A 26,929-nucleotide genomic window follows, 5' to 3' on the forward strand; every position below is an offset into this window, starting at 1 on the left:
CGAAAGGCAAAGCGTCAGCAGGCAAGGGCGCGAACATGCCCCGCTCTCGCATAATCCAGTATCGACTGATCGCGCGTCACGAGCGTCAGATCGAACGCCCGTGCCGTCGCGATCAATATTCTATCTGCCGGATCGCCGTGAAGCGATCCGGGCAAGAAGGACGATTCAATCAACAAGCCCGGCGAAAGAGCCTCCACCTTGATGCCTGGCGTGGCGATCACTTCCCCAAAAATGCTTGTTGGCGACTTTGCTGCCGCCAACCGGCCCTTGGCGCTCAGCAGGCCCAATTCCCAGGCCGAAATGGGGGAAACCCGGATCTTCTCGTCAACAGCCGCGGCGGTATTGATCGCAGTCTTGGCTTCCGGCCTGATCGGCTCGTTCAGCGCTATCCATATGATCGCGCACGTGTCGAGCAGCAACCTATGCGTCACGGCTGCACATCAGGCTCAAAAGCCGGCCTAGTGTAATCATGCCCTGGGCAAAGCGTAACCTTGCCTGTCCATATGCCGAAAAGCGGATGGTCGATATTTTCCCGTGGAAGTTCGTAGCTAGCCTGCGCTGGCTCCGCCATTCCCGGAGGAGTCTTGTCCATGGTAGCCATGTTCGGCTTTCGATAGCCCTCGGGCCATCCCTCCAGTTTAAAATCCACGCGTTCGTTCGCAAGGTCGACATGGGACGCCCGATAGTTTGCGCGCAACCAGGCGCGTGCCTGGCTGTGCCCGTTCGGGCTGTTCGCCCACCATTCCTCCCGCTGTCGCGCCGACGGCGGCAAGCGGCCGCCTATTACTTGCTCAATCTCCGCGAAGCTCATGGACATATGGCCTTGGCCCGAGAACAGAAGATGCTCGAAAAGCGGATGGTATTTGGTTCCTTCGGTCATCACATAAATCTAGTTCAATCCGCGTTTTCGATCAAGGTAAGGGTAGTAACTTACTATCTTTCTAGTATCGCTCGAACCCCCTGTGCAGTTCCCAATCCGTAATGCGGCGGTCGTATTCGAACTGCTCCCATTTGGCGGTGTGGACGTAGTGTTCGAGCACGTCCTCGCCGAGCGCCTGTTTCAGCATCTTGGACTTGGCCAGCGTGTCGGTGGCGTCGCGCAGCGTCTTCGGGATCTCCGGCAGGCGCGAGGCCTGATAGGCGTCGCCGACGAAGGGCTTTTGCAGCTCCAGCTTCTCGTCGATGCCGGCAAGGCCGGCGGCGATCAACGCCGCGAAGGCGAGATAGGGGTTCAAGTCGGCGCCGCCGATGCGGCATTCCATCCGGATGCCCTTGGTGCCTTCGCCGCACAGGCGGAAGCCGGCGGTGCGATTGTCTTCGCTCCACATGATCTTGGTCGGCGCGAACGTTCCGGCCTGGAAGCGCTTATAGGAATTGATGTAGGGCGCCAGGAACCAGGTGAACTCCTTGGCGTATTTAAGTTGGCCCGCCGCCCATTGCTGGCCGAGGCTCGACAGCGTCCAGTCGGCTTGTCTGTCGAAGAAAAGCGGCGTCTTGCCGTCGGCGCTCCAGAGCGAATTGTGGATGTGGCTGGAATTGCCGGCGAGCCCGTAATTGTACTTGGCCATGAAGGAAATCGCCTTGCCTTCGGATTCGGCGATCTCCTTAGCGCCGTTCTTCAGGATGACGTGGCGATCGGCCATGTCGAGGGCCTCGGCATAGCGCACATTGATCTCTTCCTGACCCGGCCCCCACTCGCCCTTCGAGTTCTCGATCGGGATGCCTGCCGCTTCCATCTCGTTGCGAAGCCGTCGCATGACGCCTTCTTCCTTGGTGGTGATGCCGATCTGATAGTCGCCGATATAGGGCGAGGCGGTGTCGAGGCCCTGCCAGTGCTTCTTGCGGGCGGAATCGTAGGTCTCGCTGAAGAGGTAGAATTCGAGCTCGGAGGCGAAATAGCCGATATAACCGCGCTCCGTCAGCCGCTTGACCTGCTTCTTCAGGATGGCGCGCGGGGAATGCGGCAGGTCGTCATGGGTGTGGTGATCGAGCACGTCGCAGATCACGAGCGCTGTCTTTTCCAGCCACGGAATGCGCCGCAGCGTCGCGAGGTCGGGCTTCATGACGAAATCGCCATAGCCCTTCGACCAGCTTGCCGCCTTATAGCCGGGCACCGGCTCCATATCGATGTCGGCGGCCAGGAGATAGTTGCAGCCATGCGTCTCGTCATGCGCGGAATCGACGAAGTACTGGGCCAGGAACCGTTTTCCCGCCAGCCGTCCCTGCATATCGACGATGCAGGCCAGCACCGTGTCGATCTCCCCGCCGGAAACCGCTTTCTTCAACTGATCGAACGAGAAATTTCCGGCCATTCCTTTGGCGCTCCAGTGCTTGTCATTTTGGGCTTGTCGATTTCGAAGGGTCGAAGCCATGGCCGGCGATGCGCGGGCCATGGCTGTGAGATGCTGGCCTCAGTGGCCGGTTTCGCCGACGGCCTGCTCAGCCGCCTTGATCGCCGCTTGGCGCGCCGCGATGATGTCGCCGAGCGGCGGACCCTGGAAGCGGTTGCGCTCGAAGGCAAACCAGACGATCGCGGTCAGGATGAAGAAGCCGACGGTGATGTAGAGCGCCCAGTCGTTCGGCGGCTGGATGCCAATGACGAAGATCAGGATCATCGACACGATCGACAGGACCGCAAACAGCATGAACACGCCGCGCCCCATGTTCCACGGTCCCATCTTGTCCCACTTGGGCGTGCCCCAGGCCAGCATGCCGAGCACGATCGGCACGGTGAAGGACAGGAACAGGAAGATGACGGTGCAGGAGACCACGATGGTGTAGGCCGAGGTGCCGGCGACCGAAACCAGCGTCGACCCCCAGACGAACAGCACCGACAGGATCGATGCCGTCCAGATCGCCGCCACCGGCGTGCGGTAGGTCGGACTGACCTTGGCCAGTGCCGACGAACCCGGCAGGCCGCCGTCACGCGAGAAGGCGAAGATCATGCGCGAGGCTGAGGTGACGGTGGCGAGGCCGCACAGCAGCTGAGCGATGAACACGACGAGATAGACGAACTCCTTGAGGCCAGGGCTGACGCGCTGGTCGAAGGCCCAGAAGAACACGTTCCAGCCTTGCTTGGCGGCATCGTCCATGTTCGGGATCATCAGCACGAACGCGGCCAGGAACAGATAGCCGAACACGGCCGACCAGATCACCGACATGACCATGGCGCGCGGCACCGAGCTGGCCGCCTTGATGGTCTCCTCGGACGTATGCGCCGAGGCGTCGTAACCGGTGATGGTGTAGATCGGCAGCAGGAGGCCGAGCGCGAACACCCAGGCATTCGAAACCGACGGCCAGACGCCGCCTCCGGCATCGCCGGAGTAGTTATGGAAGGTAAACAGCCGGCTGAAATCCCAGGTTTCGGCGGAGAGCAGGCAGACCACCGCGATCAGGATCGAGCCGAAGAAGATGAGATAGCCCGAGAAGTCGGTGAGCTTGGCCGTCAGCTTGATGCCGAGATGGTTGATCAGCGCCTGGGCGCCGGTGATGATGACCAGAAAGATCATCTGGTTGGTCAGCGTGCCTTCGATGCCGAGCGCCGGTCCGAAGGCGCCGATGAAGAACGTCCAGGTGCCGACATTGATGGCGCCGAGCACGGTGATCAGGCCGAGCAGGTTGAGCCAGGCCGTGACCCAGCCGGTGCCGCGGTTGCCCAGGATCGAGCCCCAATGATAGAGCCCGCCGGCCGTCGGATAGGCCGAGCTGATCTGCGACATGGCGACGGCGAACGTCAACGAGACGAAGCAGCCGACCAGCCAGCCGATGCCGATGCCGATGCCGCCGGCGCCCGACGTTGCCTGCGCCAGCGAATTGATGCCGCCCGACAGGATGCAGATGATGGAGAAGGAAACGGCGAAATTCGAAAAGCGGCTGAGGCGCCGCTCCAGTTCCTGGGCGTAGCCCATGCTGTGGAGGACCTTGACGTCCTCCGCCTTGTCAACTTCGGTATATCCAGGTGCTGCCATTTTTAGTCCCCTTGCGTTCTCAGCTAGCCGATTGAACTGACTTTCCCACTGCGTGTTCCCTGGCGCCCCTGGTCTCCTCGGGCTCTAGATCCGAAAAGATGCCTGTGAGCAAATCCGCCCATTTCCGCTGCCCGGTCTCGCCGGAGATTTCATCGTTGCGGATTTCGATCATCGCGCAGGGCAGCCCGCGCGGGCGCGCATGGCGTTCCAGCGTGAAATAGACGCGGTCGGCCGGCGAATAGGGTTCGTTGACGCCGACGGTAATGCCGGCAAGGTGCCGCAGCGCCGATATCAGCGGCGCCGCCAGCCGGCGGTCGTCATCGTGGATGATGCCGATATGCCAGGGCCGGTCTCGGCCTTTGTAGACCGGCGTGAAGGAATGCACCGATACCAGCCGCGTCTCCTGGCCGCGCGCCAGCCTGTCTTCGACAATATGCTCGATGGCGCTATGGAACGGCTGCCAGGACAGGGCGACCCGCGCCGCGCGCTGCTTTTCCGACAGGCCGGTGTTGCCCGGTATGGCTGTGGTTTCGCTGACCGGCGGCACCAGGTCCGGCGCGTCAAGCGGCCGGTTGCAGTCGATGACGAGACGCGAAATGCAGGTTTCGACCAGCGTCGCATCGAGCGCCTGCGCCATGCGCAGCGCAACCGGCAGCGCGCCCGGGTCCCAGGCGATGTGACGCGACAGGTCCTCGGCGGTGAGGCCGAGCGTGCCGAATTCGGCGGGCAGGAAATTGGAGGCGTGGTCGCAGGTGAGCACGAAGGGACTCGATCCGCCCGGGTTGGTCACCCTTACGGCATCAGGCGATGCAAGGCTGGCGGGCCGTGCTTTCTCCATAGTCTGCGGTCCCCGGGGAGCGCTGTATCGTATGTTACGTATTTTGCCTCATTGCGTCCCTATGGATGATTTCATACAGTTTGCCCGGCTTTGTCAAATGCGATTTGGGGAAAACACCGTCGGCCGGGCCATGGATGGGAAAGATGATTTCCAGTATTGCCGAATTGATCGCCGACCGCATCGGCACAATGCCGGCCGGCGAGCGGCGCGCGGCCCAGACGCTGATAGCGAGCTATCCGATGATCGGTCTGAAGACTGTCGCCGAATTCTCGTCCGCGGCCGGCGTGTCCTCGCCGACGATCCTGCGTTTCGTCGCCAGGCTCGGCTTCCAGAACTATCCGGAGTTCCAGTCGAGCCTGCAGGACGAACTGGCGGCGCAATTGCAGTCCCCTGCGACCCGCACGCTCAATCCGCCCTTGCCCGGCGGCACGGCGTCGCCGATGCTGGAGGCAACGCTCGACAATATGCGCGAGACGTTCCGGCACCTGTCCGACAAGCAGCTTGCCGACATCGCGTCCCGCCTCGCCGAGCGTCGCGGCAAGACATTCCTGATCGGCGGCCGCTTCACCGATCCGCTGGCGCGCTACATGGCCGCCCACCTCGCCATCATCCAGCCTGACGTCATTCACCTCGCCGGCCAGGAAAGCATGTGGCGCGACAGGCTGATCGACATGGGCAAGCGCGACGTGCTGGTCATTTTCGACATCAGGCGCTACCAGGACAGCCTCATCCGCTTCGCCGAGAAGGCGCATCAGCGTGGCGTGCAGATCGTGTTGTTCACCGACCAGTGGCTGTCGCCGATCGCCCGCTTCGCCCGTCACGTCATCGCCGGGCGAACCGCCGTGCCTTCGGCGTGGGACTCCTCGGCGGCGCTCTTCGTCGTCGCCGAAACGCTGATCGGCGCCGTCACAAGGCAACTCGAGGCCGACGGCGCCCGGCGCATCCGCGAGATGGAAGGCCTGCGTTGATGCAGCCCGGGATACGTCTGGAACGATTTCGGTCCGAAACTGGCGTCGGGGCGGCATAGCCAGCGTTGTAATCTCGAAAGCCCGGCTCGAAGTGAACTAAAAAATCAAAACGGCACGAACACCGGCAACGTTACGCATATTTAATGTGCGCGGACACTGAAGAATTGTCATAAAGGCACGATATCGGGGGCTTGCTTCTTGCCTTAGAATAGCCCCGCTGCGTCTGCTTATTTCGGGAAACCGGTGGACGGAAGGATTGTTTTGCCAACCGGAGTGCCGATGGCCGCCTGGAAACAGATACTTTTCGCCCTTGTGGTGCTGGTGGTGGCGGTTGCCGCCTGGCTGCGCTTTTTCCCGGGCGCGCCGGACGTGCTGGCGCGCTGGGGAATAGACTGGGCCTACGCGGCAACGCCTCCGGCTGAAACCGGCGCCGGCACGAAATCCGCTGGCGGCGAGCGAGCCCGTCAGGTCAACGTCGTCGTCGTGCCCGCTATTTCCGCGACCATAAACGATCGGCTCCAGGCCATCGGCACCGGCCGCGCCAATGCGTCGGTGACGGTCAACCCCTACTCCTCCGGCCGTCTCGCCGAATTGCTGGTTTCGTCCGGCACCCATGTCGACAAGGGACAGGTCATCGCGACCCTTGATTCCGAAACCGAAGTGATCGCCCAGGACCGTGCCCGGCTCGCGCTTCAGGACGCACAGGCCAAGCTCGACCGGGTCAGGTCGCTGCGCGCCTCCAATGCGGCGACACCGGTCGCCGTCGCCGATGCCGAAGTGGTGCTGGCCGGTGCCAAGCTGGCGCTACAGGATGCGGAACTCGCCCTGCACCGCCGGTCTGTTCTCGCCCCGATCTCCGGCACGGTCGGGATCCTGCCGATCTCCGCCGGTAATTATGTGACCAACCAGTCGGCGATCGCGACGCTCGACGACCGTTCCTCGATCCTTGTCGATTTCCTGGTGCCGGAACGCTTCGCGGCCGCCGTCAAGATCGGCGCGCAATTGTCGGCGACGCCGATCGCCAATCCCGGCAACAGCTATACCGGCACGGTTTCGGCCATCGACAACCACATCGACGAGAACAGCCGTACGCTTCTGGTCAAGGCGACGATCGCCAACCCGGCCGATTCGCTGCGCGCCGGCATGTCGTTCGCCATCACCATGAAATTCCCCGGCGAGACCTATCCCGCCGTCAGCCCGCTGGCGATCCTGTGGGGCTCGGAGGGCGCTTACGTCTGGGCGGTCGAGAACGGCAAGGCCAAGCGGGTGCCGGTGCGCATCATCCAGCGCAACACCGAAACCGTGTTGATCGACGCGGAGCTGGACAGTGGCGACATGGTGGTGACCGAAGGCACCCAGAGCGTCAGCGAGGGAGGCGAAGTCCGCATCGCCCGCGGAGAGCAGCGCGCCGCGAACGCGGCCGAAGGCTCATGACCGGAGCCGTCAACGCCGCCAGCGAGACTGGCTTTACCGCCCTGTTCATCCGCAGGCCGGTCATGGCCTTGGTGCTGAATGTCCTCATCGCGGTCGCCGGCCTCGCCGCCTTCTATGGCGTCGAGATCCGCGAGCTGCCTGATGTCGACCGCGCCGTCGTCACCGTTTCCACGACTTTCGAAGGCGCGGCGGCCGAAACGGTCGATCGCGAACTGACCGACACGATCGAGGGAGCTGTTGCCCGCGTTTCCGGCGTCAAGTCGATCTCCTCGACCTCCTCCTTCGGCTCGAGCCGCGTCACCATCGAATTCAACGACGGCGTCGATCTCAATGTCGGGGCCTCGGATGTGCGGGATGCCGTCGGCCGCGTCGCCAACCAGATGCCGGAAACGGCCGATCCGCCGCGCATCGTCAAGGCCGACGCCAACTCCGACCCCGTGATGCGCCTGGCCGTCACCTCCGACACCATGTCGGTTCAGGACATGACCGTCCTGGTCCAGGACCAGATCGAGGACGAACTGGCTGCCGTTCCAGGCGTCGCGGACGTCCAGGTCTATGGCGACCGCGACAAGATCTTCCGCATCGACGTCGATCAGAACAAGCTCGCCAGCCTGGGCTTCACCGTCGCCGACCTCAGGACCGCCCTTGCCTCGGTCGCCTTCGATTCACCCGCCGGCTCGATCACCACCAGCAATCAGGACCTGATCGTTCGCACCACCGCCGATGTGACGACGCCGGAAGAATTTGAGAACATCATCATTGGCGGAACGACGCGCATCCGCGATGTCGCCACCGTCACGCTCGGCCCCGACATCGGCCAGACCACGTTGCGTTCGGACGGCAAGACCGGCATCGGCATCGGCATCATCCGCCAGGCGGAATCGAACACGCTGGACATCTCCACCGGCGTCAAGGCCGCGGTCGAGAAGTTGCAGGCAAACCTGCCGCGAGGCATGTCGATCAAGGTCACAAGCGACGACGCGGTGTTCGTCAACGGCGCCGTGCACGAGGTGGAGATCGCGCTCGCGCTTTCCGTCTCCATCGTTCTGGTCGTCATCTATGCCTTTCTTCTCGACTGGCGCGCCACGCTCATTCCGGGCCTGTCGATGCCCGTCGCCATGATCGGCACCATTGCGGCGATCTACCTCGCTGGTTTCTCGATCAACATCCTGACGCTGCTGGCCCTGGTGCTGGCGACGGGGCTTGTCGTCGATGACGCGATCGTCGTTTTGGAAAACATCGTGCGGCGGCGCAATCAAGGCATGGGGCCGCGTGCCGCCGCAGTGCTCGGCGCACAGGAAGTGTTCTTCGCCGTCATCGCCACCACGCTGACTCTGGTTGCCGTCTTCGTGCCGATCTCCTTCCTGCCGGGCCAGACCGGCGGCCTGTTCCGCGAATTCGGCTTCGTGCTCGCCATGTCGGTGCTGTTGTCCTGCGTGGTCGCGCTGACGCTTTGTCCCATGCTTGCCTCGCGCATGCTGTCCGGTGCCGCCCTCCACCGCGAGGGCAGCAACGGCGTCGGCGCGCGCATCGGCGGCGCGCTGAACGCGGCCTACCGGCGCAGCCTGCATGTCTGCCTCGACGCGCCGTGGATCGTGGTGCTGGTGGCGTTGCTGTTTGCCGGCACCGCATTCGCGCTGTTCGGCACCATCCGCCAGGAATTGACGCCGACCGAGGATCGCGCGGTCGTGCTGCTTCGCATCAGCGCCCCGCAAGGCGTCAGCCTCGACTACACGACGCAGCAGATGCAGAAGATCGAAAAGCTGATCCAGCCGCTGCGTGATTCCGGCGAAATCGTCAGCACTTTCGAGAGCGCCGGCCAGAACGGCGCCTATAATTCAGGCTTCATGGTGATGACGCTGGCGCCCTGGGACGAGCGCAGCCGCAGCCAGCAGGAGATCATGGCCGAGATCAGCCAGCTCACCCGCCAGGTGCCCAGCGTGCGCATCTTCCCGGTGCAGCCCAACAGCCTCGGCATCCGTGGCGCCGGCAACGGCCTGCAGTTCGCGCTGGTCGGCAACGACCGCAAGGCGCTCGGCGACTCGGCCGTCAAGATCATCGCCGAGATGCAGAAGGATCCGCGTTTCCAGACGCCACGCCTTTCCATCGACCCGACGCAACCGCAGCTTTCCGTTGCCGTCGACCGCGAGCGCGCCTCCGATCTCGGCATCGACATCACCGGGCTGGCCAATACCATGCAGGCCATGCTCGACGGCAACGACGTCGTCGATGTCTACATCGCCGACCGCAGCTACGGGGTGAAGCTGGTTTCGACCACCAACCCGATCAACGATCCGACCGACCTGGAGAACGTCTTCCTAAAGACGGCTGACGGCCGTTTCGTGCCGATGTCGACCATAGCCACGCTGACCGAGCGTGCCGTGCCGCCCTCGCTGTCGCGCGAGCAGCAGCAGCCGTCGGTGGCGATCACGTCCAACCTCGGCGGCGATTTCGCCCTCGGCTCGGCCCTTACGCGCGCCGAGGAGATCGCAACGCCGCTTCTGCCGCCGGGCAGCCGCATCGTGCCATTGGCCGAGGCGGCGACACTGGGTGAGACAAACAGCGCCATGGTCACCATCTTCGGTTTTGCCCTGGTCATCATCCTGCTGGTGCTTGCCGCGCAATTCGAGAGCTTCGTCAGCGCCATCATCATCATGGCGACAGTGCCGCTCGGCCTCGCCTGCGCCATCTTCGCGCTTCTGCTCTCGGGCACCAGCCTCAACGCCTACAGCCAGATAGGTCTGGTGCTGCTGGTCGGCGTCATGGCCAAGAACGGCATCCTGATCGTCGAATTCGCAAACCAGCTGCGCGATCGCGGACTGGGCGTGCGCGAGGCGATCGAACAGGCCTCGACCATTCGCTTGCGCCCGGTGATGATGACCATGATCTGCACCGTGCTCGGCGGCGTGCCGCTGGTGCTGGCGGCGGGCGCCGGCGCCGAGGCCCGTATCGCGCTCGGCTGGGTGATCGTCGGCGGACTGGGGCTGGCCACCGTCTCGACGCTGTTCCTGACCCCCGTCGCCTATCTCTTGCTCGGCCGCTTCGTCACGCCGAAGACCCACGAGGAGGCGCGGCTGAAGCGCGAACTCGAGGAAGCCGCCTACACCGATGTGGAGCCGGCTGAATAGGGAAATTCCAGGAGACCGTGTAGCGGGTCCGGAATTTTCGTGGGGAAACAGCCTGCTATTTCAAGAGACGGCCCTCGATCGACCAGCGCGCGGCGAGGAAATTCAGCACCGCCGCCACAACCACCCCGCCGATCTTTGCCGGCCAGACGCCGACGACGCCGGCGAACAGCGCGATCGCAAGGCTGGAGACACCAAGCGAAATCAGCGCGCCGAGCGAAGCGAAGCGAAGAAAGGCATGATGCAGCCGGATGGCCGGATCGCGCTCGAACGACCAGAAGCCGTTGGCCGCGAAGGAGAAGGTGACGGCAATGAACCAGGACGCAACGTTGGCGGGCAGCGGCGGCACGTGCAGCTTGAGCAGCAGAAAGAAACCGGCAAGGTCGATGGCCGTGTTCACCAGGCCGACAATGGCGAAGCGGATGATCTTGTTGCAGGTCGAACGCCGGGACTGATCGGCACTCATGCTGTGCCGTCCATGATGCCGACACGCGCGCGAGCCAGGTTTGCGCCGAAACGATCGGAGGCGAGAACCGCGAATTCGACTTCGCGCACCTCTTGCATCGGGTCGCGTGCACGCAACGTCTCGTCGACATGTCCGGGATGGCACATGAAAAGTCCCTCTTCCGGCAGGCTTTCAACGGCGGTTTGCAGGGCGGGCGCGAACTTTTCCGGCTGCCGCCAGTCATAGATGCCGGCGAGCGGCGCCCTAACGGTGAAGCCGGCGCGCCGCATGGATCGGTTGAAACCAGTTGCCAGGGCGGCGATCGCCGCGATTTTCGATGCCGCCGCGCCGCTGCCGGCCAGCGCCGGCGCGCCGCGCAGCCACGGTCTGCCGGCATCTCCGGCGAAACGCCCCCGCAGCCATTTGCGCACGACGGGCAGGAAATGCACATGCTGGTGGCCGTCGATGAAATCGGGCTGGCGCCCGAGCGCCTCGACGAAGCGGCCAAATTGGGCGTCGAGCTCGGCATGGACGTCGCAGGTCTCGATGCCGCCGCGCAGGATCGGCAATGCCAGCGAGCGGAGCGGCGGCAGCCGGCCTTCCGGCGCCAGGCTCGACGGGCCGGTCACGGCCGGCTGGTCCGTCAAGGTCAGATGCAGGCCGACGGCGACCCGGCCGCACAGCGGCTTGATGCGTTCCGCCTCCCCCGGCCATTCCGCGAAACCGGTCATGCAACCGGTGCCCGTTAGCCGCCCGCGATCGAGCAGGTCGAGGATCGCCGCCGAGACGCCGGGCGCCAGGCCATAATCGTCGGCGATCAGGCGGATGCCGCGCATCATGCCCCGGAAACGCCCGGCGCCGACTTGGCGGGAACATCGCTGCGCACGATATCGCGCACGATGTAGACCGGGCGATCCTTGCTTTCGCTGAGCGTGACCCAGACATATTCACCGATCAGCCCGAGAAGTGTCAGGTTGAGGCCGCCGAGCAACACTACGGCGACCAGCAGGCTCGGATAGCCTGGAACGGCAATGCCGTAGAACAGCACCTCGAAGAGCACTTTCGCGCCGTAGACCGCGCCGGCAAACGCCGCAAGCAGTCCGCTGAGGCTGATCAGGCGCAGCGGAATCACCGAAAAGGACGTAAACCCCTCTAACGAAAAGGCGATCAGGTTGAGCCGGCTCCATTTCGACTTGCCGCTGGCGCGGTTTTCCGGCGAATAGGATATGGCCTTCTGGCGGAAGCCGGCCCAGGCGAACAGGCCCTTGTTGAAGCGCCTTTTGTCGCGCAGGCTGGTCAATGCGCGCGCCACGGTGCCGCGCATGACACGAAAATCGCCTGCATTCTCGGGTATATCGAACCGCTGGCTGCTGTTGATCAGACTGTAGAACAGTTTCGCCAACTGGCTGCGCCGCCAGCTTGCCCCGCGCCGGTCGTTCTGCGCGTAGACGACGTCGACGTCCGGATTCTCAGCCAGCTCGACGATCATCTTCAGGCTGGTCTCCAGGGAGTGCTGCAGATCCGCGTCCATGACAAGCACCATGTCGCCCCGCGAGTGGTCGAGGCCGGCGAGCACGGCGACCTCCTTGCCGAAATTGCGGCTGAGGCGCACGATTTCCCAGGATCCCGAAAGTGCCTGCGAAAACTGCCCGGCGCTATCGTCCCGGCTGCCGTCGTCGACCAGGATCTTGTGGACTTGCATGCCGAAGCGGCTCGACACCGCCGCCTCGAGCGCGTCGAGCAATGCCGCGAAAGCCGTCGCCGATTGCGCCTCGTTGAAGAACGGCGCCACGATATCGAGTGTCGGGCGCATCTCAGCCATGGGCGACAGGCTCCGCATTCACCAATTTTTGCCGCGCCTTGGCCCAGAACCACCATATCAGGAAGCAGGCGATGAAAGTGACCGTGATCGGCCGAAACCAGGGATAGAGAAAGTCATGCATGTGGCGCTCGACACCGGTCAAACCTGTCAGGAATAAAGTCATGGACAGCACGCAGGCCAGGACGCCACCTTTTTCTTCGCGCCACAACAGGGCAATGGCAAGGCCGGCGGGAACCGCGATCATCGCATAGGTGTTGGGCTCGACGCGCGGGTTGAAGACGCACATGTAGAAGGCGGCCGCCAGGAAGATCGCGAGTCCGGCCGCTCCTTGTTCGAGCTTGCGGTCGAACCAGAGCACGATCGAGAGCGTCAGCAGGCCGATCACGACGCGCACCGCCGTGGCAGCCGAGTCCGGAACGGGCAGCCCCATCTCGATAAAGGGCGCGGTGAAATCGGTAGGAACAAAATGGCTGGTCTTGTCGACGGCCATCGACGTCAGCATGCGGGCAAAATCGCCATACTGCTCGTTCAGGTAGCCGGCGGAAGCGAAAGCGTAGGGTATGGCGAGCACGAACAGCACCGCGAGCACCAGCACCGGTATCAGCCGCGGGCGCAACGCCCCCACCAACAGCAGCATGATGATCGCGGTCGGCTTGGCCGTGATGGCAAGCGAGGCCCAAAAAAAGGTCTCCGCACGCCTTCCTTCCAGTGCCGACAGGGTCAAGAGCCAGCAGGCGCCGGTCAGCAGGATTGTCGCCTGGCCGTTGCGGATGGCGCCCAGTGTCATCGGCAAAGCGAGGAAGAGGCCGAAGGAAAGCAGCCAGGTCTGCTCCTGTCCGCCCAGCTTGTGCACCTGCCGCGCCGCGGCAAGGGTGAGAACGGCGAAACCGAGGGCATGCCAGACCAGCCCGCCAAGATGCGGTCCCAGATTCAAGAATGGAATATAGAGCGCGGCGAAGGCGGGCGTGTAAAGGTATCCCATCTCGGACTCAAGGTCGTAGAGCGGCCGGCCGGCGAGAAACTCCACACTGCCATATCTGTAGGCGTGCAATACGGTGCGCGCATCGGGCGACCACAGGACCAGGCCAAGCACGACCGCGAATGCCCCGATCCACAGGCTAAGCCCCAGGCGGTCGAAAACCGGCTTGGAAATCCTCATCAAGCACCCCACACCAATCCGGAACAGGCCCGGTCCGGCACTGTTCCAGCGTTCATTGGCGGCGGCATATCACGGACAAAGCGGGGTGGCATAGGGGGATCGAACGGCGTGGCCGCCGATGACATTGAACGATCGCAGCCAAAAAACCACCGTCTTTCCGGCCCTCGAAAGTGATCGCAACTGTGCTCTGGATGGACCGGAATGCAGTTCAACCGCACACCCCTGCCTTACGGCCGAATGAACACCTTGCCATTGGGCCTGGCCAGTTCCGCCGGCACGCGCGCCATCGCCTCGGCCAGCGGCACCACAGCCGTCACGTCGGTCGTCCAGCGCCCGTCGGAAAAGCGCTTCTGCGCCTCGAGGATCGCAGGACCGCGGCGATCCTTATGCTGCCGCATCCATTCGCTCAGCCAGAAGCCCTCTATGTGCTTGTGCTGGAAAATCAGCTGGCCGGGTTCGCGGATGATCGTGGCCTCGGGATCGAGGCGTCCATAGATAATCCAGCGCGAGCGCTTCGGCATGGCGTTGAAGATGGCCGAGGCCAGTGGCCCGGTCACCGCGTCGAGGAAGATGCGCGGCTGTTCGGCCTTTATAACCTCGCGCAGCGAGGCTTCGAAATCGGGCGACTTCTCGTTGAGCACATGGGCGGCGCCGATTTCCTTCAGCAGCGCGATCTGCTCGTCGCGGCGCACGGTGACGATAGGCCGGAATCCTTCCTCACTGGCCAGCCCGATGATCAGCTTGCAGAGCTGGCTGGCGCCGGCGGTCATGATGAAGGCCCTTTCGCCTTCTCGGCTGACGATGTCGAACATGGCGAGCGCGGTAAGCGGATTGACGATCATGGCAGCCCCATCCTCGTCGCGCACGGTGTCGAGGAGCGGAATGCAGGCGGCGGCTTCGGCAACGGCATAGTCGGCCCATGAGCCCCAATTGGAGAGCCCGGTGGCGAAGGCAACGCGCTTGCCGACGAGGCTCTTGGGATAGGGCTCGTCGTCGCCGCCGGCAACGACCACGCCGACGCCCTCGAAGCCGGCCGGCCGGCCCTTGACCCGCGGCTGGCCGTATTGGCCCTTGATGAAGGCGACATCGGACGGATTGATCGACGCAAGGCTGACCTTGATCAGCACTTGCGTCGGTCCAGGCGCCGGCACTGCGATACTGCCTGGCTCAAGATAGGGCTCCATCGCCTCCAGCGCGCTGCCGCTCGGCGTCCTGGTGTAGCCGTCGCCGACCAGGAGCAGCGCCTTCATTTCGGACGGGATGCTCATCGGCTGTCTCCCCGCTCGGACCGGGCCATCTCAGACCTTCTCTTGCGTGTATTTCTTCAGCTCCGCCCGCGCCACCTGGCGGCGATGCACGGCATCCGGCCCATCGGCGAGTCGCAGCGTTCTGAGATGCGTCCACGAGCGCGCCAGCGGCGTGTCCTGGCTGATGCCTTGCGCGCCGAACATCTGCACCGCCTCGTCGGTGACCTTCAGAGCCATGCGTGGCGCGACCACCTTGATCTGGCTGATCCAGGGCGCGGCGGCGCGCGCGTCGCCCTGGTCGATCATCCACGCCGCCTTGAGGCAGAGCAGGCGGGCCATCTCGATCTCCATGCGGCATTCGGCGATGATGTCGAAATTGGCGCCGAGTTTCGCCAATGGCTGGCCGAACGCTTCCCGGCGGACCGAACGCTGGCACAGCAGCTCCAGCGCCATCTCGGCCTGGCCGATGGCCCGCATGCAGTGATGGATGCGGCCGGGGCCGAGGCGGCCTTGCGCGATCTCGAAACCCCTGCCCTCGCCGAGGATCAGGTTCGACGCCGGCACCAGCACATTGTCGAAGCGAAGATGCATGTGGCCGTGCGGCGCGTCGTCGTCGCCATAGACCTGCATCGGGCGCAGCTTGTTGACACCCTTGGTGTCCGCCGGCACGAGGATCATCGAATGCCGCCTGTGCTTCGGCTCTCCATCGGAGGTCTTCACCATGACGATATAGATGGCGCAGCGGGGATCGCCGGCACCAGAGGCCCACCATTTCTCGCCGTTCAGCACATAGCCGTCGCCGCGCCGTTCGCAGCGCATCGAAATGTTGGTGGCATCCGACGAGGCTACGTCCGGCTCGGTCATCAGATAGGCCGAGCGGATCTTTCCGTCGAGAAGCGGCTCCAGCCAAGCCTTCTTGTGCTCCGCCGAGCCGTAGCGCTCCAGCACCTCCATGTTGCCGGTGTCGGGCGCCGAGCAGTTGAAGGTCTCGGCACCGAGATGCGCCTTGCCCATCTCCTCGGCCAGATAGGCGTATTCGACGGTGGAAAGACCGTAGCCGCGTTCCGAGCCGGTCAGCCAGAAATTCCAAAGGCCGCGCTCTCTTGCGGTCGTCTTCAGCCCTTCGAGGATCTCGGTCTGGCGCCGCGTGTATGTCCAGCGGTCGCCCGCCTTGCCGACTTCACCGAGGAATTCCTTGTCGAGCGGCATGATCTCGTCGCGCACCATGGCCGCGACGCGCGCGTGGATCGGCCTCAGCCGCTCCGTCATGCCGAGATTCATCTCCGTCATCGGTCGCTAACCCTTCATTCAGGCCGGGCATTTTGTCAGTGGCAAGGATGACCGTACTTCGGATAGCCTTGTCAACGCGAACGCTTTCCCCGATCCGCCGATGAAAGGCGCAGGAGTTCGATGAGCTATCTCGACGATCTTTTTTCGGTGGCCGGCAAGACCGCGCTGGTCACGGGCGCGGCGACCGGCATCGGCCGCATGGCGGCGACGGGCCTCGTCAAGGCCGGCGCAACGGTGATGATCGCCTCGCGCAAGGGCGAGGACTGCATCAAGGTCGCCGAGGAATTGAACGGGTTTGGCGCGCCGGGCCGGGCGGAAGGCTTTGCCGGAGACGTTTCCAGCGAGGCCGGCATTGCCGCCTTGGTCGGCGAGGTCAAGACGCGGGCCGAACGGCTGCATATCCTGGTCAACAATGCCGGCGTGTCCTGGGGAGCGCCGCTGGAGAGCTTCCCCTATCATGCCTGGGCCAAGGTGTTCGGCGTCAACGTCACCGCCGTCTTCCACCTGACCCGCGAACTGCTGCCGCTGCTCGAAGCCGCCGCCAGCGACGAGGATCCGGCCCGGGTGATCAATCTGGGCTCCGTGATGGGCACGCAGCCGCTGGCCGACGACGCCTACTCCTACACCGCCTCCAAAGCGGCCGTTCATCACCTGACGCGCACCCTGGCGCTGGAATTCGCCGGCCGCCGCATCACCGTCAACGCCTTTGCCCCTGGGCCCTTCCAGAGCCGGATGACGGCGTTTGCCACCGCCACTGAGGAACAGGCCAGGCATGTCGGCAGCCACGTTCCGATCGGCCGTATCGGCGCCCCGGATGACATTGCCGGCGCAACGCTCTATTTGTGCAGCCGTGCAGGCAGCTATGTCACCGGCGCCATCCTGCCGATTGACGGTGGACAGTCGGTGCAGCATGGGCTGACCCTGTTCAAGGAATGACATGTCCGGCCGGGGAAGCCGGGGATGAAACTGGAGGACATCCGCGTGGAACCGATCAGTCTCGATGTGCTTTTGGCCAGCGTCGGCAAGGAGGTGGGCGTCTCGCCATGGCGGGTGGTCACGCAGCGCATGATCGACCAGTTCGCAGACGCCACCGACGACCACCAGTTCATTCATTGCGATCCGGAGCGGGCCAAGCGCGAGACGCCATTCGGCGGCACCATCGCGCATGGCTTCCTGTCGCTGTCGCTGTTGTCGGCAATGACGTTCGAGACCATGCCGCCGCTGGAAAACGGCAAGATGGGCGTCAACCACGGCTTCGATTCGCTGCGCTTCCTGGCGCCGGTGAAGACCGGCGCGCGCATCCGCACCCGTTTCGTGCTGGCTGACGTCAAGGTCAGGCCCTCGGGTTGGGTGCAGACGGCCCATGACGTGACGATCGAGATCGAGGGCTCGAAGAAACCGGCGCTCACCGCCCGCTGGCTGACGCTGACCCTGATCGAACGCCAGCCAGAGACCGCATGAGCGACCCGAACGCGCTCGACCAGGCAGCGCTTTCGCCCTATCTCGAGGCGCGGATCCCCGGTTTTGCCGGACTTTCCTCCGTCGAAAAATTCAAATCCGGCCAATCCAACCCGACCTATCTGCTGACGGCGGCCAGCGGCCGCTACGTGCTGCGCGCCAAGCCGCCGGGGCAGTTGCTGAAATCGGCACACCAGGTCGACCGTGAATTCAGGGTGATGAGCGCCCTTTCGGGCACCGCCGTGCCGGTGCCGCGGATGCTGCATCTCTCGGCCGAGAACTCGCCGATCGGCCGCATGTTCTACATCATGGATTTCATCGACGGCCGCATCTTCTGGAATCCGGCACTGCCGGAAGCGCGCGACAATGGCGAGCGCGCCGCCATCTACGATGCCATGAACGCCACGCTCGCCGCCCTGCACGGCGTCGATATCGAGGCCGTGGGTCTCGGCGATTTCGGCCGGCCGGGCAACTATTTCGAGCGCCAACTGGCGCGTTGGACCAGTCAGTACCGCGCCTCGGAGACCGGTGCCATTGCCGACATGGACCGGCTGATCGACTGGCTGGAGACGCACAGGCCCGCCGACGACGGCCGTGTCTCGCTGGTGCATGGTGACTATCGGCTGGACAATCTGATATTCGCGCCGGACCGGCCGAAGGTGATGGCGGTGCTCGACTGGGAACTGTCCACATCAGGCCATCCATTTGCCGATATCGCCTACCAGTGCATGCAATGGCGCCTGCCGCATAGCTCGGGCTTTCGCGGCCTGGGCGGTATCGACCGCGCCGCGCTCGGACTGCCTTCGGAAGAGGACTATGTCGCCACCTATTGCCGGCGGCGCGGGCTCACCGGCATCGGCGACTGGACGTTCTTCCTCGCCTTCTCCTTCTTCCGGCTGGCCGCGATCTGCCAGGGCGTCTACAAGCGCGCGCTGGACGGCAATGCCTCGAACCCGGAAAAGGCCAGGACCTATGGCGAGGCGGTGAAACTGCTTTCGCACCTCGCCGCGAAACTGATCGACCGAAACTGATCGACGAGAAATAATCGATGGGCCGCTTCGACGGAAAAACGGTGTTGATCACGGGTGCCGCGGGCGGGCTTGGCCGCGGCGCCGCCAAAGCTTTTGCCGCCGAGAGCGCGCGGCTGGTCCTCTCCGACCTCGATGAACCAACCTTGAGGAGCTTTGCCGAAACGCTCGATGCCGAGACGGCGGTCCTGGCCGGAAACATCGCCGACGAGGCGCTGTCGCAGGCGCTGGTGGCTCTGGCGGTCGAAAGATTCGGCCGGCTGGATGTCGCGGTCAACAATGCCGGCATCGTCCAGAGTTTCGTGCGTTTGCCGCAGGTCGCCTCGGAGGAGGCGCGCCGCGTGATCGAAATCGATCTGCTCGGCGTCTTCTATGCCATGAAACACCAGATCCAGCAGATGGAGCGGCAGTTCAAGGCTGACGGCAAGGGCGGCGCCATCGTCAACATCGCCTCCGCCGCAGGACTGGGTGGCGCGCCGAAGCTCTCGATCTATGCCGCCGCCAAGCACGGCGTGGTTGGGCTGACCCGGTCGGCGGCAATTGAATACGCCAGCAAGGGCCTGCGCATCAACGCTGTTTGTCCGGCGCACACGAGAACGGCGATGGTGGACGGTTTCGTGCGCGTCTCCGGCGCTCCGGAAGCTGACGCCTTGGCCGAACTGACGCGCGGCGTGCCGATGAGGAGGGTGGCCGAAGTGGATGAGATCACCACGGTGATCCTGTTCGCCGCCGACCCCGCCAACTCCTTCATGACCGGCCACACATTGGCCGTCGACGGCGGCGTCGGCGCCATCTGACGCCTGCCGCCTGGGAACCTGCGACGGGAACCAGCGAGGCCCTTGTCCGTTTCCGTACAGCGTATATAATTCAGTTGGCCCCCAACCAGCAGAGGCAGGCGATATTGCCGGTGAGCGCCCAGACACGCCGCGAGAAACAAAAGGCCGAACAGCGTTCCGAACTTGTGGAGGCCGCGCACAAGCTCGTGCAGGAGGAAGGCTATGAGGGCCTGACCATCCGCAAGCTGGCCAAGCGCGTCGGCTACGCGCCGATGTCGGTCTATTCCTATTTCGCCGACAAGCAGGACATATTGTTCGCGCTGGCCGAAGATGCGTTCGAGACGCTCGCCCGGCGCATCGAGGAGCATCCTTCCGACGATCCGATCGAGGCGCTGCAAGCAGTGATGACGGAATACGCCGCGTTCGGACTTGGCAATCCCAATGAATACCGCACCGTCTTCATGACCGAAAAGACCAAGCTGCCGGCAGGCCGGAGCTACGAGGACATGGAAGAAAGCAACCCGGCGATGAAGGTGCTGATCAGCAGGGTCGAGGCCTGCGTCGCCGCGGGGAAGTTGCAGGGTGATCCGCGCGCCATCGCCACCATGCTGTGGGCGGTCGGCCACGGCACCATCTCGCTGCTGATCACCTTCCCCTTCTACCCTTTCGGTGATCCGCAGGCTTTCGTGAAACGGATGTGCGATTTCACCCTTGCCACCCTCAGCACGCAGAACGTGCCCCCGCTGACCGAGACACCGGTCAACTGCTGAACGATATCTCCTTGCGTTTCCACGCTTCATCGCCGCTCCGCGTTTTACGTGCCAAGCGGGATGGATTTTCTTGGTTAACAAAAATTTCCGTACGCGTACGATTCTGGCTTGAACTCCGCGATCAGTGGGCGTATTTGTACGGAATACCGTACATGTACGAGAACAAATTCACCCATCGAACCCGGAGACGGACAATGAAAAAGACCCTCCTCACCCTCGCCGCCGTGCTGGCACTTTCGGGCTCGGCCCTTGCCGCCAACACGACCCACCCGGTCAAGCACGTGCCCGCCGCGACCTGCGTCGACACCAAGGCCAATGTGAAGCTCGATTGCGCATCGACCGGCTCGCTCGAGAAAAAGGGCGTCACGGAAACCACCGCTGAAGGCAAGGGCCCGCGCCTCGGCATCAGCATCAATCCCTGGATCGTGCCGAGCGCGTTCTGATAGCGGCAACACACGCCTGGCTGGTGCAGCCGGCCAGATGTGATTCAGGCGATCGTGACCGGCAGTCTGGACGACGAACTCTCGAAGGCCGCGTCGATCAGCCTCTGCATGTCGGCGGCGCGACGGAAGGATGGATCGCCGTTCCTTCCCCTATCGAGCGCTTCGGCGAAACGCAGCGCGTTGCGCTTCACATCCGGCAGCGCCAGTGTCCGCCAACGTTGCTGGTCGATGTCCTCGCCCAGGCAGGCCGACAGGCGCGAAACCTTGCCGTCTGTTTTGACCTTGATGGCGCCCTTGGTGCCATGCATGGCCAGCGACAGGTCGTTGGCGTGGCCGGTCATGTAGCGGCTGGCGACGATCGTCGCGAGCGCCCCGCATTTGAACCGCGCCGTCATTGCGACACTGTCGTTGGCATCAAGCACATAATCGCCGATCCGATCGCCTTCGGCCTTGGGAAACGTCACCAGGTCGGCGTGCAGGGTGGCGATGTCCTGGTCGGCGCCATAGCTTGCGAAATCCAGAATGTGGATACCGACATCGCCGAGCACGCCCGTCGAGCCGTGCCGGTTGGACAGGCGCCACAGCCATTTGTCCTCGATGCGCCAGTCGCCCCATGACTTGCTGACCAGCCAGCTCTGTTTGTAGCTCGCCTCGACATGGCGCAATGCGCCGATCTCGCCGGCCTGCACCATGCGTCGAGCTTCCTCGATCGCCGCCGAGTTGCGGTAGGTCAGGTTGACCATGTTGACGACCCCGGCCGCCTCGGCCGCTTCCGTCATTGCAAGCGCGTCGGCATGGTTCGGCGCCAGCGGCTTTTCGCAAAAGACGTGTTTCCCCTGGGCAAGCAGCGCCAGCGTCGTGGCCTTGTGCACGCCATCCGGCGTCGCATTGATGGCCGCATCGAACGCACCCCAGCCGATCGCCGCTTCCAGGCTCTCGAAAGACTGGCTGATCTTGTTGGCGGCGGCGAACATCGCACCGCGGCCCGGCACCTGGTCGACGCAGGCGACGATTGTGCATCCTGGAATCCTGGCGAACTCCTCGACGTGATGTCCGGCAATGCCACCGGTGCCGAGCAGAAGGAGGCGGTGCATCTTCAACTCACGCCTAACTCAGGCCCTTGTCGCCGTCGGCATGCAGGCGCAGGCCCTTCTGGACGATCTTCTCCTTGGCCTGGTCTGTCGGCACGTTCGGCGCATTGATGATGCCGGACCATGCGGGTGCGGGATTGTGCGCCCAATGCACGGCGTTGCGCAGCACCTGCTGCACGCCTTCATTGTGGTAGATCGGGTAGGTCTCGTGGCCGGGCGAGAAATAGAAGATCCGTCCGGCGCCGCGCTGATAGGTCAGCCCCGACCGGAAGACTTCGCCGCCTTCGTACCAGGAGACGAACACCGTCTCCAGCGGCTCCGGCACCGCGAAGGGCTCGCCATACATCTCCGTCTCGCCGATCTCCAGGCACTCGCCGATGCCTTGCGCGATCGGATGGCTGCGGTTGATGGCCCAGACGCGCTCGCGCTCGCCCGCTTCGCGCCATTTCAGCGAACAAGGCGTGCCCATCAGCCGCTTGAAGATCTTCGAATAGTGTCCGGAATGGAGCACGATCAGACCCATGCCTTCCCAGACCCGTTTCTGCACGCGCTCGACGATCTCGTCCTTGACCTCGCCATGGGCGGCATGGCCCCACCAGAGCAGGACATCGGTGGCAGCCAGCCGGCTTTCGCTCAAGCCGTGCTCCGGCTCCTGCAAGGTGGCGGTGGTCGCCTCGATGCCCTTATCCTGGTTGAGCGCGGCTGCGATGGTCCCATGCATGCCCAATGGATAAAGGCCGCGCACGGCGGCATTGGTCTGCTCATGGACATTCTCGCCCCAGACGACGGCTTTTACCGGCATTTTACGATCTCCCAAAGCGCTTTGAATATCCCACTTGGCGCCGTCTTGGAAAGATGGCTCCTCAACCGAAGCTGGGGAAATCAGCGCGGTTTGCGTCCGGGAACGGTCTTGGCTTTGCCCGGCCTTGCGGGGGCGCCGGGGATAGCCGTCCCCGTGATCGACACAGGATCGCTGGCCGGGAACGTATCCTCGAGGCCTTCCTCGAGTTCCTCTTCGGCGTCGGCGCCGTGATGCCGCTCATGCTCCAGGGAGCGCACGGCCGAGCTTTTCCCGGGCGACTTCGGCGTGGACTTCGATGGCATCGGCATTCTCCCTCGACCTGTTGCCGCAAATGGGCGCGGGCGGCAAACGTTCCGGGATCAGGCCGCCGCGTCGCGTGCTCCCTCGGAGAGGAAAGTAAAGACATAATCCGAGAAGGAACGCCAGCACTCGACCCGGAAAGCGTCTTGCGCCGTGCGCAGCAGAACGATCTCGGCCTTGCCGAGAATGGTACGCGAGGCGGCACCCACCGGGAAGGCTTCGAGCGACAGATCCTGCGGGCAGCCCGAATTGATTGCCGCGGCCGCGGCCGGACCGGCGACCGATATCGCAACGTTGCGATGCGAGATGCCGACAGCGGAATGCAAGGCGGAAATCTTTGCACAATCGGCGAGCGGGTCTTTGCCGGCCTCGTCGATGATCATCCATTCATCCGGCCCAAGCCACAGCGCGGTGCGCCCGCCTTTCGACACGGACGTCTTCGGCTTTTTCGGCATGGTCACGCCGAGCGCCTTCGACAAGGCGGCAAGCGACGCCTCCGGAGCGCGCAGCGAGATCCGTTCGGCCGGCGGCAGCACCTCTACCTTGACGCCGGCGGCGGAGATAGCACGCCCAGCAAGCGCCGGACGGCGCTCGGCCGCCGGCGATGCGGCCGGAGCGGCTTTCTTTGCGGCAGTCTTAGCCATTGAGGCGGCCTCCCGTTTCGTCGAAGAACACCACGCCGGAAACCTCCACTTCGATCGTCCCGCCAGGCATCGGCACGTAGAGCGTGTCGCCCGTGCGTGCGCGACCGCCGGCGACCAGCGCCAGAGCGATCGAGCGGCCGCAATTCTGCGACCAATAGCTCGACGTGACATGGCCGATCATCTTCATCGGGATCGCCTGCCTGGGATCCTCCACGATCTGCGCGCCTTCCTCCAGCACCACCTTGGGATCCTTGGTCTTGAGGCCGACCAGTTGCTTGCGGCCCTTGGCGACCAGGTCCCGCCGCGTCAGGCCGCGAATGCCGACGAAATCGGCCTTCTTCTTGCCGACGGCCCAGTCGAGGCCGGCATCATTGGGCGTCACCGTGCCGTCGGTGTCCTGGCCGACGATGATGTAGCCCTTCTCGGCGCGCAGCACGTGCATCGCCTCGGTGCCGTAGGCGGTGGCGCCATGCTTCTGGCCCTCGGCCCACAGCGCTTCCCAGACGGCCTGGCCGTAATCGCCCGGCACATTGACCTCGAAGCCGCGCTCGCCGGTGAACGACATGCGGAACAGCCTTGTCGGCACGCCGCAGATCTTGCCCTCGCGTACCGACATGTGCGGCAGCGCCTCGTCCGACATGTCGATGCCTTCGACCAGCGGCGCGATGATGTCGCGAGACTTCGGCCCCTGCACGGCGATGACGGCCCACTGCTCGGTGATCGAGGTCAGCCAGACATTGAGATGCGGGAACTCGGTCTGGAGATAATCCTCCATATGGTTCATGACGCGCGGCGCGCCGCCCGTCGTCGTCGTCACATGGAAACGGTCGGGCGCCAGCCTGCCGACGACGCCGTCATCATAGATGAAGCCATCCTCGCGCAGCATGATGCCGTAGCGGCAGCGGCCGGGCTCCAGCTTTTCCCACGGATTGGTGTAGAGCAGTTCCATGAACTTGGCCGCATCGGGACCGACCACCTCGATCTTGCCGAGCGTCGAGGCGTCGAACAGGCCAGCCGTGTTTCGAACCGCGACGCACTCGCGGTCGACCGCCGCATGCATGTCCTCGCCACCCCTGGGGAAATACCAGGCGCGCTTCCACTGCCCGACATCCTCGAACACGGCGCCTTGGGCTTCAGCCCAGGGATGGATCGCCGTCTTGCGCGTCGGATCGAACAGCGGACCGCGCGCATGGCTGACGATGGCGCCGAAGGTCACCGGCGTATAAGGGGCGCGGAACGTAGTGAGGCCCACCTCGGGGATTGGCTTGCCAAGCGTCTCGGCGGCAATCGCCAGGCCGTGCATGTTCGAGGTCTTGCCCTGGTCGGTCGCCATGCCGTTGGTGGTGAAGCGCTTGACGTGCTCGATCGAGCGCATGCCCTCATGCACCGCCTGGCGGATGTCCTTGGCGGTGACGTCGTTCTGGAAATCGACGAAGGCCTTCACCGTCGTATCCGGACCGGCGCCGGGGGCGGCGCCCAGCATGCCACGCGACCAGCTTTCCGAGGCGTCGACTTTTGGCTTTGTACCCTTGGCAGTCTTTGCGCCGGCGTCCTTTGCCGCCTTGGCCCCTGCCGCATAGGCCTCGTCGAGGGTCGCCGACAGGCCGTCCGTGCCGTTGCAGGCGCCGACAGAGACGCAGTCCTGCGCATAGGTGCCGGGCACGAAGCGCTTGGTTTCGTCGTTGAAGGCGACCTTGCCGCGCGACTGCGAGAACAGGTGCACCGACGGCGTCCAGCCGGCCGACATCAGGATCGCATCGACCGCAATGGTGCGCTCGCCGCCACCATTCTTCGGCTGCACCGTCATCGACGAGACGCGCAGCTTGCCGCCGGCGCGGATCACCGCGCGACCGAAATTGATCTCGATGCCGAGCGTCCTTGCTTCATCGATCACCGGCCCGGTCGGATTGTCGCGCAGATCGACGATAGCCGCGATGTTGACGCCGGCCTTCTTCAGGTCGATCGCCGCCGCGTAAGCGGAATCATTGGCGGTGTAGACGCCGACGTTTTTTCCGACCGCGACGCCATGGTGATTGAGATAGGTGCGCGCGGCCGAGGCCAGCATGATGCCCGGCCGGTCGTTGTTGGCGAACACCATGTGGCGCTCGATGGCCCCGGACGCCAGCACCACGCGCCTGGCGCGCACCTGCCACAGCCGCTCGCGCGGCAGGTCGTGGCCGGGATTTTGCAAATGATCGCTGACCCGCTCGACCAGGCCGACGAAGTTCTGTGCGTAGTAGCCGAAGGCAGTCGTGCGCGACAGCACGCGGACATTGTCCATGCCTTTCAGCCTGGCGATCGCCGCCTGCGCCCAGGCAAAGCCGCCCTGGCCGTCGATTTTCGCGCCGCTCTCGAAGCGCAGGCTGCCGCCGAATTCGGCCTGCTCATCGGCCAGAATGACCCGCACGCCGGTTTCAGCCGCTGCCAATGCAGCCGCGATGCCGGCCGCACCGCCGCCCAGCACCAGCACGTCGCAATGAGCGTAACGCGACGAATAATGGTCGGGGTCCGGCCTGTCGGGGGACACGCCAAGCCCGGCGGCTTCCCGGATCTTGGGTTCGTAGAGGCTCTTCCAGGCCGCCTTCGGCCACATGAAGGTCTTGTAGTAAAAGCCGGCCGAAAACAGCGGCGACGCCAGATCGTTGACCGCGCTGACGTCGAAGGACAGCGACGGCCAGCGGTTCTGCGAGTTGGCGGCGAGTCCGTCATAGAGTTCCTGCACGGTCGCGCGAACATTCGGCGTTTTGCGCGCGTCGTCGCGCACGATCTGCACCAGCGCGTTGGGCTCCTCCGCGCCGGCCGACAGCACGCCCCGCGGCCGGTGATATTTGAACGAGCGGCCGACCAGGTGCACGCCGTTGGCCAGCAGCGCCGAAGCCAGCGTATCGCCTTCGATGCCGATGAAGGACTGACCGTCGAAGCTGAAGCGGGCGGTCTTGGCCTGGCTCAGGCGGCCGGCGCTCGGTATGCGGAACGCGCCGCTCATTTGGCAACCACTTCGCTGGAGTTCTTGGGCAGCTTGGAAGGCTTCGGCTCGCCGGCCTTGTAGGTCATGACGAACTTGTCGGTGACGGTGTCGCGCACGGCGTTGAAGAAGCGCGCACAGCCATGCATGTGTCGCCAGCGCTCATAGATGATGCCTTTGGGATTCGAGCGGATGAAGAAGAATTTTTCGAAATCCTCGTCGCTCTCGCCTGACATGTTGGCCGAGCGCGCGATATGCGCCTCGCCGGCGTTGCGGAACTCAAGTTCCGGACGCTCTTCCTCGCAATAGGGGCAGCGGATGAGAAGCATGTTTTCGTTCCTACAGCTCAGTCATCG

The 26,929-nt window shown here is 64.1% G+C and carries 26 protein-coding genes; 9 read left to right on the plus strand and 17 right to left on the minus strand.

Features of this window, described 5'->3' with window-relative positions:
• Nucleotides 1-14: 14 nt before the first annotated feature.
• The 5 genes from FJ951_RS04050 to FJ951_RS04070 form a co-directional block, all read right to left on the minus strand.
• Entirely contained in the window at nt 15-419 is a 405-nt protein-coding gene (locus tag FJ951_RS04050) for a type II toxin-antitoxin system VapC family toxin (RefSeq protein ID WP_224518925.1), read from the minus strand.
• An 8-nt stretch (nt 420-427) separates the two neighbouring features.
• Entirely contained in the window at nt 428-880 is a 453-nt protein-coding gene (locus FJ951_RS04055; RefSeq protein ID WP_140513701.1) for a hypothetical protein, read from the minus strand.
• A 61-nt stretch (nt 881-941) separates the two neighbouring features.
• Nucleotides 942-2,312, minus strand: a complete 1,371-nt coding sequence (locus FJ951_RS04060; RefSeq protein ID WP_140496308.1) for a glutamine synthetase family protein — start codon at nt 2,310-2,312, stop codon at nt 942-944.
• Nucleotides 2,313-2,411: 99 nt separating this feature from the next.
• On the minus strand, nt 2,412-3,968 hold the full coding sequence (locus tag FJ951_RS04065; RefSeq protein WP_140496309.1) for an amino acid permease: 1,557 nt from the start codon (nt 3,966-3,968) through the stop codon (nt 2,412-2,414).
• A gap of 19 nt (nt 3,969-3,987) precedes the next feature.
• A complete protein-coding gene (locus FJ951_RS04070) occupies nt 3,988-4,806 on the minus strand; it encodes an N-formylglutamate amidohydrolase (RefSeq protein ID WP_140513702.1) in 819 nt (272 codons plus the stop codon).
• Nucleotides 4,807-4,949: 143 nt separating this feature from the next.
• Between FJ951_RS04070 and FJ951_RS04075 the strand changes: the two genes are divergently transcribed.
• From FJ951_RS04075 to FJ951_RS04085, 3 genes are all read left to right on the plus strand, one after another.
• A complete protein-coding gene (locus tag FJ951_RS04075) occupies nt 4,950-5,774 on the plus strand; it encodes a MurR/RpiR family transcriptional regulator (RefSeq protein ID WP_140496311.1) in 825 nt (274 codons plus the stop codon).
• A 279-nt stretch (nt 5,775-6,053) separates the two neighbouring features.
• Nucleotides 6,054-7,208 (plus strand): efflux RND transporter periplasmic adaptor subunit, encoded by a 1,155-nt coding sequence (locus FJ951_RS04080; RefSeq protein ID WP_140496312.1) that lies wholly within the window; start codon nt 6,054-6,056, stop codon nt 7,206-7,208.
• Nucleotides 7,205-10,336: an efflux RND transporter permease subunit gene (locus FJ951_RS04085; protein ID WP_140513703.1), complete on the plus strand. Its 3,132-nt coding sequence runs from the start codon at nt 7,205-7,207 to the stop codon at nt 10,334-10,336. Before FJ951_RS04080 ends, FJ951_RS04085 begins: the two co-directional genes overlap by 4 nt.
• A gap of 55 nt (nt 10,337-10,391) precedes the next feature.
• Here the strand turns inward: FJ951_RS04085 and FJ951_RS04090 are convergent, their stop codons facing one another.
• The 6 genes from FJ951_RS04090 to FJ951_RS04115 all read right to left on the minus strand — a co-directional run bounded on the left by FJ951_RS04090 (nt 10,392) and on the right by FJ951_RS04115 (nt 16,296).
• Entirely contained in the window at nt 10,392-10,799 is a 408-nt protein-coding gene (locus FJ951_RS04090) for a GtrA family protein (RefSeq protein ID WP_140513704.1), read from the minus strand.
• Nucleotides 10,796-11,617 (minus strand): ChbG/HpnK family deacetylase, encoded by an 822-nt coding sequence (locus FJ951_RS04095; RefSeq protein WP_140513705.1) that lies wholly within the window; start codon nt 11,615-11,617, stop codon nt 10,796-10,798. The genes FJ951_RS04090 and FJ951_RS04095 overlap by 4 nt, the downstream gene beginning before the upstream one ends.
• A complete protein-coding gene (locus FJ951_RS04100; RefSeq protein ID WP_140513706.1) occupies nt 11,614-12,600 on the minus strand; it encodes a glycosyltransferase family 2 protein in 987 nt (328 codons plus the stop codon). The genes FJ951_RS04095 and FJ951_RS04100 overlap by 4 nt, the downstream gene beginning before the upstream one ends.
• Nucleotides 12,593-13,759: a glycosyltransferase family 87 protein gene (locus FJ951_RS04105; RefSeq protein ID WP_140513707.1), complete on the minus strand. Its 1,167-nt coding sequence runs from the start codon at nt 13,757-13,759 to the stop codon at nt 12,593-12,595. The genes FJ951_RS04100 and FJ951_RS04105 overlap by 8 nt, the downstream gene beginning before the upstream one ends.
• A 227-nt stretch (nt 13,760-13,986) precedes the next feature.
• Nucleotides 13,987-15,027, minus strand: coding sequence for a zinc-binding dehydrogenase (locus FJ951_RS04110; protein ID WP_140513708.1), 1,041 nt, complete (start codon nt 15,025-15,027; stop codon nt 13,987-13,989).
• Between the two features lie 30 nt (nt 15,028-15,057).
• The gene (locus FJ951_RS04115; RefSeq protein WP_140513709.1) at nt 15,058-16,296 is read right to left on the minus strand and encodes an acyl-CoA dehydrogenase family protein; all 1,239 of its coding nucleotides are present in this window, start codon (nt 16,294-16,296) and stop codon (nt 15,058-15,060) included.
• Nucleotides 16,297-16,416: 120 nt separating this feature from the next.
• Here FJ951_RS04115 and FJ951_RS04120 point away from each other — a divergent pair, with 120 nt between their 5' ends.
• The 6 genes from FJ951_RS04120 (at nt 16,417) to FJ951_RS04145 (ending at nt 20,771) form a co-directional block, all read left to right on the plus strand.
• Nucleotides 16,417-17,232, plus strand: a complete 816-nt coding sequence (locus FJ951_RS04120) for an SDR family oxidoreductase (RefSeq protein ID WP_140513710.1) — start codon at nt 16,417-16,419, stop codon at nt 17,230-17,232.
• 24 nt (nt 17,233-17,256) lie between these two features.
• Entirely contained in the window at nt 17,257-17,757 is a 501-nt protein-coding gene (locus FJ951_RS04125) for a MaoC family dehydratase (RefSeq protein ID WP_263483366.1), read from the plus strand.
• Complete coding sequence (locus tag FJ951_RS04130; protein ID WP_140513711.1) at nt 17,754-18,785, plus strand: phosphotransferase family protein; 1,032 nt, start codon at nt 17,754-17,756, stop codon at nt 18,783-18,785. Before FJ951_RS04125 ends, FJ951_RS04130 begins: the two co-directional genes overlap by 4 nt.
• 17 nt (nt 18,786-18,802) lie before the next feature.
• Entirely contained in the window at nt 18,803-19,579 is a 777-nt protein-coding gene (locus FJ951_RS04135) for an SDR family oxidoreductase (protein WP_140513712.1), read from the plus strand.
• 104 nt (nt 19,580-19,683) lie between these two features.
• Nucleotides 19,684-20,328 (plus strand): TetR/AcrR family transcriptional regulator, encoded by a 645-nt coding sequence (locus FJ951_RS04140; RefSeq protein ID WP_140496323.1) that lies wholly within the window; start codon nt 19,684-19,686, stop codon nt 20,326-20,328.
• Between the two features lie 194 nt (nt 20,329-20,522).
• Nucleotides 20,523-20,771, plus strand: coding sequence for a DUF680 domain-containing protein (locus FJ951_RS04145; RefSeq protein WP_140496324.1), 249 nt, complete (start codon nt 20,523-20,525; stop codon nt 20,769-20,771).
• Between the two features lie 44 nt (nt 20,772-20,815).
• Here the strand turns inward: FJ951_RS04145 and FJ951_RS04150 are convergent, their stop codons facing one another.
• The 6 genes from FJ951_RS04150 to FJ951_RS04175 form a co-directional block, all read right to left on the minus strand.
• Nucleotides 20,816-21,865 carry a Gfo/Idh/MocA family oxidoreductase gene (locus tag FJ951_RS04150; RefSeq protein ID WP_140513713.1) on the minus strand — a complete coding sequence of 350 codons (1,050 nt, stop codon included), beginning with the start codon at nt 21,863-21,865 and terminating at the stop codon, nt 20,816-20,818.
• A gap of 13 nt (nt 21,866-21,878) precedes the next feature.
• Entirely contained in the window at nt 21,879-22,664 is a 786-nt protein-coding gene (locus tag FJ951_RS04155; protein WP_140513714.1) for a ThuA domain-containing protein, read from the minus strand.
• A gap of 80 nt (nt 22,665-22,744) precedes the next feature.
• A complete protein-coding gene (locus tag FJ951_RS04160) occupies nt 22,745-22,966 on the minus strand; it encodes a hypothetical protein (RefSeq protein WP_140496327.1) in 222 nt (73 codons plus the stop codon).
• 57 nt (nt 22,967-23,023) lie between these two features.
• Nucleotides 23,024-23,608: a sarcosine oxidase subunit gamma gene (locus tag FJ951_RS04165; RefSeq protein WP_140513715.1), complete on the minus strand. Its 585-nt coding sequence runs from the start codon at nt 23,606-23,608 to the stop codon at nt 23,024-23,026.
• Complete coding sequence (locus FJ951_RS04170) at nt 23,601-26,594, minus strand: sarcosine oxidase subunit alpha (RefSeq protein ID WP_140513716.1); 2,994 nt, start codon at nt 26,592-26,594, stop codon at nt 23,601-23,603. The genes FJ951_RS04165 and FJ951_RS04170 overlap by 8 nt, the downstream gene beginning before the upstream one ends.
• Entirely contained in the window at nt 26,591-26,902 is a 312-nt protein-coding gene (locus FJ951_RS04175) for a sarcosine oxidase subunit delta (RefSeq protein ID WP_140496330.1), read from the minus strand. The genes FJ951_RS04170 and FJ951_RS04175 overlap by 4 nt, the downstream gene beginning before the upstream one ends.
• Nucleotides 26,903-26,929 lie beyond the last annotated feature (27 nt).

The organism is Mesorhizobium sp. B2-2-3 (assembly GCF_006442405.1).
Classification (GTDB): domain Bacteria; phylum Pseudomonadota; class Alphaproteobacteria; order Rhizobiales; family Rhizobiaceae; genus Mesorhizobium.